General features: G+C 69.6%; 6 protein-coding genes. All 6 read left to right on the top strand.

What is annotated here, in order from left to right; translation table 11 throughout:
• Window positions 1–398: 398 nt before the first annotated feature.
• The 6 genes from ABZ707_RS33130 (at window position 399) to ABZ707_RS33105 (ending at window position 7,322) form a co-directional block, all read left to right on the top strand.
• Window positions 399–1,355 carry a hypothetical protein gene (locus ABZ707_RS33130; protein WP_360182575.1) on the top strand — a complete coding sequence of 319 codons (957 nt, stop codon included), beginning with the start codon at window positions 399–401 and terminating at the stop codon, window positions 1,353–1,355.
• Window positions 1,356–2,030 carry a hypothetical protein gene (locus ABZ707_RS33125; protein WP_360182572.1) on the top strand — a complete coding sequence of 225 codons (675 nt, stop codon included), beginning with the start codon at window positions 1,356–1,358 and terminating at the stop codon, window positions 2,028–2,030.
• A 1,123-nt stretch (window positions 2,031–3,153) separates the two neighbouring features.
• Window positions 3,154–4,488, top strand: coding sequence for an ATP-binding protein (locus tag ABZ707_RS33120; protein WP_360182569.1), 1,335 nt, complete (start codon window positions 3,154–3,156; stop codon window positions 4,486–4,488).
• 83 nt (window positions 4,489–4,571) lie between these two features.
• Entirely contained in the window at window positions 4,572–6,392 is a 1,821-nt protein-coding gene (locus ABZ707_RS33115) for a transposase family protein (protein WP_360182566.1), read from the top strand.
• Complete coding sequence (locus tag ABZ707_RS33110; RefSeq protein WP_360182563.1) at window positions 6,392–7,135, top strand: ATP-binding protein; 744 nt, start codon at window positions 6,392–6,394, stop codon at window positions 7,133–7,135. Before ABZ707_RS33115 ends, ABZ707_RS33110 begins: the two co-directional genes overlap by 1 nt.
• Before the next feature lie 13 nt (window positions 7,136–7,148).
• The gene (locus ABZ707_RS33105; RefSeq protein ID WP_360182560.1) at window positions 7,149–7,322 is read left to right on the top strand and encodes a hypothetical protein; all 174 of its coding nucleotides are present in this window, start codon (window positions 7,149–7,151) and stop codon (window positions 7,320–7,322) included.
• The last annotated feature ends 92 nt before the right edge of the window (window positions 7,323–7,414 follow it).

The raw sequence follows: 7,414 nt of genomic DNA, 5'->3' as shown, positions 1-7,414 counted from the left end.
GGCCCTGTCTTCATGCGCGCACAACGGGAAGATCACCCCGGCGGGAAACCTGTTCGACCCGCACGTTCCATGATCGGTTGAGATACGGCTTCTAACCAAATGGCTGCTGTTTTTCAACTGGTGTGGGGTGGGTCGGCTGTCGTGAGGGTGGCTGTTCCTATGGTTTGAAGGACAACGGTGGGGGCGTCCGCGAGACTTGGACTCGGGTGCTGTTCATCGAAAAGCCCTGATGACCAGCAAGTCCGTTGTACCGAGGGAGCGCCCCGCTTGTGTGGGCTCTGCCGCACTGCTCCTCCCCGTTCGGTGAGAGGTGACGGCAGTTTGTCCCTTCTTTGTTCTTCTACGATCCGTGTATGGAATTTCACCCTGTGGCGCCAAGTGCTGCTGGAGCAGGTTCGATGGCGCTCTCCCAGGACTGTGACCCTGCCAGGGTGTTTCTGATCGGTGACGCGACAGATCAGCATGTCAGCACCGTCCTCGCGCGGCTCCCGAAGGAAGGCACCGTGGTCATCGACGCGGCTACGCTGCCCTCTGCGCTCTACCGCCTGAGCCCGGAGGAAGGCACGTTCGTCGACCTGGCCGGTGAGAAGGTCTGTCTATCGCCGGAAGTGGCTGCTCGGGGTTGGATCAGGCGCTTGGCCCCCGCCGGATGGGATACGGGTACCGTCCTGGGCAGCAGGGCCGCGGCTCGACTTGCCGCTCGTATGACAGTGCTGGCTGCCCTGCTGCGTGATGCCCGTATCTCATGGGTGTGCGGAGTGGACGCGTTGTTCGCCGCCGAGAACAAGCTCGTGCAGTACAGGGCTGCTCAGACGGCTGGGCTGCGCGTCCCGGAGAGCTTCATTTGCGCGGACCCGGCCTACCTGGCGGCCGAGCTCGGTGAGCCCTTCGTCATCAAGCCGCTCGGTCCCGGCAACTTCATGACGGATGACGGCCGCGACCAGGTCGTGCACACGCAGGCTGTGACCGCTCGTGATCTGGCAGGCGTGGACCTGCTGGGCGCTCCCTTCCTCGCGCAGAAGTTGCTTACCGCTCGGGCGCATCTGCGGATCGTCACCGTCGGCGGACGCGCCTGGACTGCCGAACTTGATGCCGGCGGGTTGCCCCTGGACTGGCGCCAGGCCGCCCGCGCCCACGGGTCTTTCGTGCCCTCCGCCCGCTGGGACAGTGTCGAACGAGACGCCGTATGCCTGGCCGAACACCTTCAGACCGGTTTCACCTGTCAGGACTGGATCGTTGAGGACGCCGGACCTGCTTTCGTGGACCTCAATCCCGGTGGACAGTGGCTTTTCCTGCCCGACAGCATGACGTCGCAGATCGCTGACTCTTTGGCCGACTGGCTGCGAGGAGCCTGAATGCCTGTCATCAGCGGACGATTCGCCGAAGCCCGTCTCTACCTCGTCTACTGCGTCGCCCTGCTCCATCCCGGGCACACCATGCCCACGTTCGCTGAACCCGAGCCCTATACCAGGGACGTGCCGCCCCTGAGCGATGAGGAACTCGGACTTCTGATGGAGGAAGGCCGTCGCCAGATTGATCGGCAGATGGCTGACCTCGACCGTATCCGTAACCGAGCGGGCGCCCTCGCCACAGTCGCTCTTGCGCTCATCGCAGCTGTCATGGGGAAACTCGCCGACGTGCTGGACAACCACTGGTCTCTCATCGCACTGTGGGCCACCTCGTGCGCGATGGCAGTCCTCTCAGTCGCCGGCGCCGCGTCGATCCTTTCGGCGCGGGCTGTCCTGGGCCGCACCGATACGCGGCTCGCCGCTCAAGGCACCAGGCCGATGCGAGCAAGCCTTGCGGAGGCATACGTCGGAACGGTGAGCATCGGGGAAGAGACGATCAGGACGTTTCTGACGGTGTTCCGCGACGCGGTTACTCTGGCAGTCGCTGCCGCGCTTGCATTTTTCATCGTGCTGGGGGGCATCGCACTCAACGAGCACGGCACGAAAAACACGGATGAAAAGGAACAGAAATGCCTGACCTCTACGACCTGTTCGGCGCCCCCGTACCCGCCCCCGAGGTGATGTCTCCGACTCCGCAGCCGCCCAGGCCAGGAACGGTGCTTACCGCTTCGGTTGAAACGATCGACAACGACCGGGCTGGCATGCTGCTTGGCGCTGTGAGCATCTGACGGACTCCATTGCCCTGGAACTCCTGGCCGTGCCGATGGCTTCGCCAGAGCGGGTCGTCCGTGCCGGCTGGTTACGAGATCCCCCATTCCCAGTTCAACCTGCAGGCAGCGTGGGGTGGCTGTTCCTGTGGTTTGAAGGACAACCGCAGGGATGCCCGCGAGACTCGGAGTCGGCCGTGGACTGGCGAGGGGGCTCCGGTGAGGACACCTGACGGGCTGGATGAATTTCGTTGGCGGTGGATGCTTCTTCGCCGTCCGAGGACCGAGTTGTTCTTCCTGCTGCATGCCGCGACGCGGCCTGCTGGTTTTCAGGATGTCCGCGTCTACGGCCGTGACGGGATATCCGATGCGCGGCTGGTGTGGAAGGTCTGTCATCAGTGCGAGCGGGGCGTCATTTCGAAGATCTCGCTCTCCCCGGAAGTACAGCGGCAAGGTCTCGGCACACGCCTCGTCGACAGGGCACTCCTGGACGGTCCCGGGTATCGCTGGACGACCAGTAGTCAGTCCCCGGATGGTCGGGCGTTCTTCCGGGCGATGACGGCACGTACCGGCGCCGAGTTCGCGGCAGGAGCCCGGACATGCGAGCACATCCTGGAGAGTCGGCCCGGAGGTCATAGGCCGGTACTGGACCGGCGCCTGCACCGGGCACGTCGCTGACTGTCGGCGCCTCACCTCTGACTGGGGAAGAGGCGTTGGCACGCCTTCTTGTCGCAGGTGCCGTTTGACCGGTCGGGCGTGAGGCTCGCTGAGCCGGGATGGCAGTTGCCGCTACTGCTGGCGTGCAGGTGCCTTCGTAGGTGGGCACAGGGGCAGTACAGGGCGATGTCGGCGGGGCGGGGTGCTGACGGCAGTCCACGGGGCCGGGGCGTGGAACTGGTTGCTGTCGTGGGGTGACCAGGTGGCTGTCACGGTGCGGCTAGCAGATCGCGGTCCGGCTGTGTTGGGTTTGCCGGTCTTCGTGTGAAGGGGGTGGCCGGGGCGGTGGGGTTGGCCTTGTGACGGGTTCGGGAACCCCGGTGGGGGAGACGGTGCCGGGTCCGGCCGTTCTGGCGGTGGCCGGGCGGGTGGAGCGGGCAGTGGTGGTACGGCGGCTGCTGGCAGTGGACCGGGGTGAGGGCGGTCTGTCGTCGTTGCACGTGCGGATCGCGGCCGGTTTGGCAGGGGTGACGGAGCGGACGGTGTGGCGGTGGCTGGCCGAGGGACGCGAGGGGCGGGTGGAGGCGCGGCCGCGGCATGGCGGGTTCACGGTGGGTGACGCCTTGTGGGAGGTGCTCACCCAGGTGGGCGGGAACGTCGCGGAGCTGCGCCGCAGGATGCTCCGGGCGCAGGACGAGGGCGTGCTGGAGCACTGGGAGGCGGAGTTTGTGCCGTCGTTGGCGACGCTGCACCGTGCTGTGAAGGACGAGTTGCGGGCGGGCCGGGTGCTTCAGGTCGCCCGTGCGGCGTCGGGCCTGGTGGAGCCGAGCCGGTACGACCGGGCACTGGCCGAACTCGGCTTCGCAGAGGGTGCGGACGGTCCGCCGGTGGTGGACGGCCCGGATGCCGTGCCGTCCGGTACGGGCGCTGAACAGCGGCCCGGCGCGGTGAAGGCTGCTGCGCGTGCCCGGGTGTCGGGTGGGGTGCGTCTGTACGCGCCGGGGGCGCGGCTGGTGTCCACACGGCAGGTGGCCGGGGTGGTGGAGGCGGTGGGGCACACGGTCGCCGCGCGGGGGATCGGCTGCGTGTACGGGGACACGGGGCTGGGGAAGACGGTCGCGGTCGAGCAGGCGCTGCACCTGCTGCCCGGCCGGGTGCCGGTGTGGCGGGCGGTGGTGGGGGTCGGGCCCGGCCTGCCGCAGGTGCGGGCCGCTTTGTGCGAGGCGCTGGGGCTGCCGTCGGGGTCGCTGACGCACCGTGCCGGACCGGCCGACCAGGCTCTGGCGGAGGCGCTGGCCGAGCCGGGTGTGCTGTTCCTCGACGACGCGCAGCGCCTGTCGCCGCCGGTGCTGGACTACCTGCGGCAGCTGTGGGACTCGCCGGGCTGTGCGGCTGCCCTGGTCTTGTGCGGGGCGGGCAGCGAGCGGGCGCTGGCCCGGGCAGCGGCGATGCGTTCCCGCGTCCTGACCTGGCACCAGGTCAGCCGCCTCGACACGGAGGACGTGCCGCGGACGCTGGGTCTGTTCCACCCGGTGTGGGAGGACGCGGATCCGGCCGGCCTGGTGCGGGCGGATGAGCAGACCGCCCGCGGCAACTTCCGTACCTGGGCGAAGATCACCTCGCATGTCTGCGCAGCCCGGGGCCGCGAGCCCGGTGCGGGCGTGGATCGGGACGCGATCGACCAGGCCTGTGCCCGGCTCGGCCCGTACTCATGACGGGCCCCTCCCACGTGCCCGGGACACACCGGGTTTGACGGCAGAGAACCTCACCCCGTTCGGCGAGGAGAAGGAACAGTGCGATGACGGACAGCGGACCGCAGAACACCAACGGCGGCCACGGCGTAAACGCAGGAGGGCAGTGGCCGCCGCCGGGGGATCCGGAGGGTGTGCTCGGGAAGCAGTCGCTGGTCGCGCTGCGGGCGCCGGCGGTGCGCCGCCTGCTGGCGCTGAGGGCCCGGGGCGGTCTTTCGCGGCAGCACGTGCGGCTGGCGGGGGAATGCCTGGGGGCATCGGAGCGCACGGTGTGGCGGTGGCTGGCTGAGGCGTCCCAGAGCCCGGCGGCGGCTGCGCATCCCGGAGCCCGCCGCACCGGCAGGTTCGAGATCACCGCGGAGATCCGGGTGCTGCTGGCGTACTGGCACGGCAACGCCTCCGCAGTCCACCGCCAGCTCATGGAGCGCGCTGCGGCCGAGGCCGGGGGCGTACGCGCGCAAACGTCCGGCACTGCCGTGTCCGTCCCGCCGGACCTGGTGGCTGTCCCGGGCGGGGCAGCCCTGTCGCAGGTGCCGCTGCTGGATCCGGTCCCGTCCCTGTCGACGTTCCTGCGCGCGCTGCGCCGTGATCTGACGGCGGGGGAGCGCGCCGGTCTCGCCGTCGGACCGGAGGCGGCACGCGCCCATGACGTGTTCGGCAAGCGGCCGGCGTCATGGCGCAACTACGCCTGGGAGACTGACCACGTCCAGGCCCCTTTGCTGGTCGACGCCGACGGCGACCTGGTGCGCCCGTGGATCACCTGGTTCATCGACACCGCCACCAAAGTCATCACCGGTACCGCTGTCACCCCGGGCCATCCCTCCCGCGCGTCGGTACTGGCCGCTTTGCGCGCCGCAGTGGTGCGGGACGATCCCTACGGCCCGGCCGGGGGAGTGCCGGAGTTGGTGAGGATGGACCGGGGCAAGGACTTCCTGTCGGCCGCCGTGACCACCGCGCTCGGTGCGATGGGCGTGACGGTCAAGGACCTGCCCGCCTACAGCCCGCATCTGAAGGGCACGGTGGAAAGCCTCAACCGGGCCGCGGACCGGATGCTGTTCGCCGCCCTGCCCGGCTACACCGCCGCTCCCACCGGGCCCCGCTCGGAGCGGCGCGGACGTACCGCGGGGGCGGTGTCCGCCCTGTCGTTCCAGGACTTCACTATGGAGGTCCTGGCGTGGACGACCTGGTGGAACACCGCGCACCGTCCGAAAGCCCTGTCGGGCCGTACGCCGCTGGAGGCGTGGCAGGCCGATCCGACCCCTGTCACCGACATCCCCGCCGCCGACCTGTGGGCCTTCACCCTCGAGGACGACGGCCGGCCGCGGAAGCTGACGAGCCACGGCGTGAGCTGGCGCGGCCGTACCTACACCGCCGCGTGGATGACCGGCCAGGCCGGCCGCCAGGTCCGCGTGCGCTACATGCCGCACCACGACCACGAGATCGAGGTCTGCGACAGCCGAGGCCGCCACCTCGGCCCGGCACACCTCGCGGACGCGGCCACCGCCGAGCAACTGCAGGCACTGCGCGAGGCACGCGCGGAGCGCGCCCGGCGCCTGCGCGCCGACACGAAGGCCGCCGAACGTCTGCGCCGCCAGCGATTCGCCCCCACCACCAGCGCGGAGCCCGCCCAGCGGCTGGGAGCCGTCACGGCCGCCCAGGCCGACCGTGAACTCGCCGCCGCTGACTACACCGACGTTGCACGGCTGGCACTGCCCGACCTGATCCCGCCCGCCCCGCCTCCGGCGCACTGGCGCACCCCGCCCGCCCTTGCGGCCGGCACAGCGCCGCCCCCGCCCGCCTCCGCTCCAGCCGACCCGTCGGCGGACGTTGCGCCGGAGTCCGGCTCCCGACCCGCAGGAGAGGCCTGATGACCGCAGCCACCTACCAGTACGTTGACCTGCCCGACGCAGCCGTCGTCACCACCCGGGCTCTGCTCACCGCGCGGGAGAACATTGGCGATACGGTCGCCGCCCGCGCGATGATGTGTATCCACGGCGGCGCCGGCTTCGGCAAGACGCTCGCAGTCAACACCTGCCTGCGCGCGCTCGAACCCGGCGAGGACATCCGTAAAATCACCTTCCGTGCCCGTCCCACCGCCCGCGCAGTGCGCTACGAACTGTTCACCGCGCTTGACCTGGCCGGCGAACCACCCCGCCACCCCAGCGAATTCGACCGCCTGCTGAAGACGGCTCTGGCCGAACGCCCCCGTACCTTCCTCGTCGACGAGGCCCAGTGGCTCAACGGGGAGGCGTTCGAATACTTCCGCTACCTCTGGGACGAACCCTCAACCCAGCTCGCCATCATTTTCGTCGGCGGCGAGGGCTGCCACACCGTGCTGCGCCGTGAACCGATGCTCTCCTCCCGCATCTTCATCTGGCAGTACTTCACCCGCCTGACCCCTAGCGAGGTCCTCGACGTCATCCCGCTGTTCCACCCGGTCTGGGCCGACGCCGACCCCGATGACATCGCCTTCGCCGACCAGCATGCCGCGCACGGCAACTTCCGCGCCTGGGCCCAGCTGACCGCGCACACCCGCACCGCCCTGGCCCGCACCGGCCGCCCCCGCGTCGACCAGGAACTGCTGCGCTGGGCCTTCAGCCGCCTTGGCTGACCACCACACCACCATGCCTCCCGACACGCGGCCGCCCTCCGTCACCGTGGTCATCGACCGCGATGACGACGTAATCCACACCCACACCGCCCTGGCCGCCCACCATCCGCCGTCCGGCCGGATCACGCTGCACCCCGGACCGGGCACCACCAGCGAGACCGGCCTCGCCCACGACCTTCTCGCCTAACGCTGGGAGGGGGGTTTGTTGGTGTTCGGTGAGGCGGCTGGTCTGGGGTGTTGCTGGTTCGCTGAGAGGTGGGATTGGCGGTCTTGGCAGCT

The organism is Streptomyces sp. NPDC006923, from assembly GCF_040635655.1.
In the GTDB taxonomy this organism is placed as follows: domain Bacteria; phylum Actinomycetota; class Actinomycetes; order Streptomycetales; family Streptomycetaceae; genus Streptomyces.
Note: the sequence above shows the minus strand (reverse complement) of the source record. Positions and strands in the feature narration are given on the sequence as shown.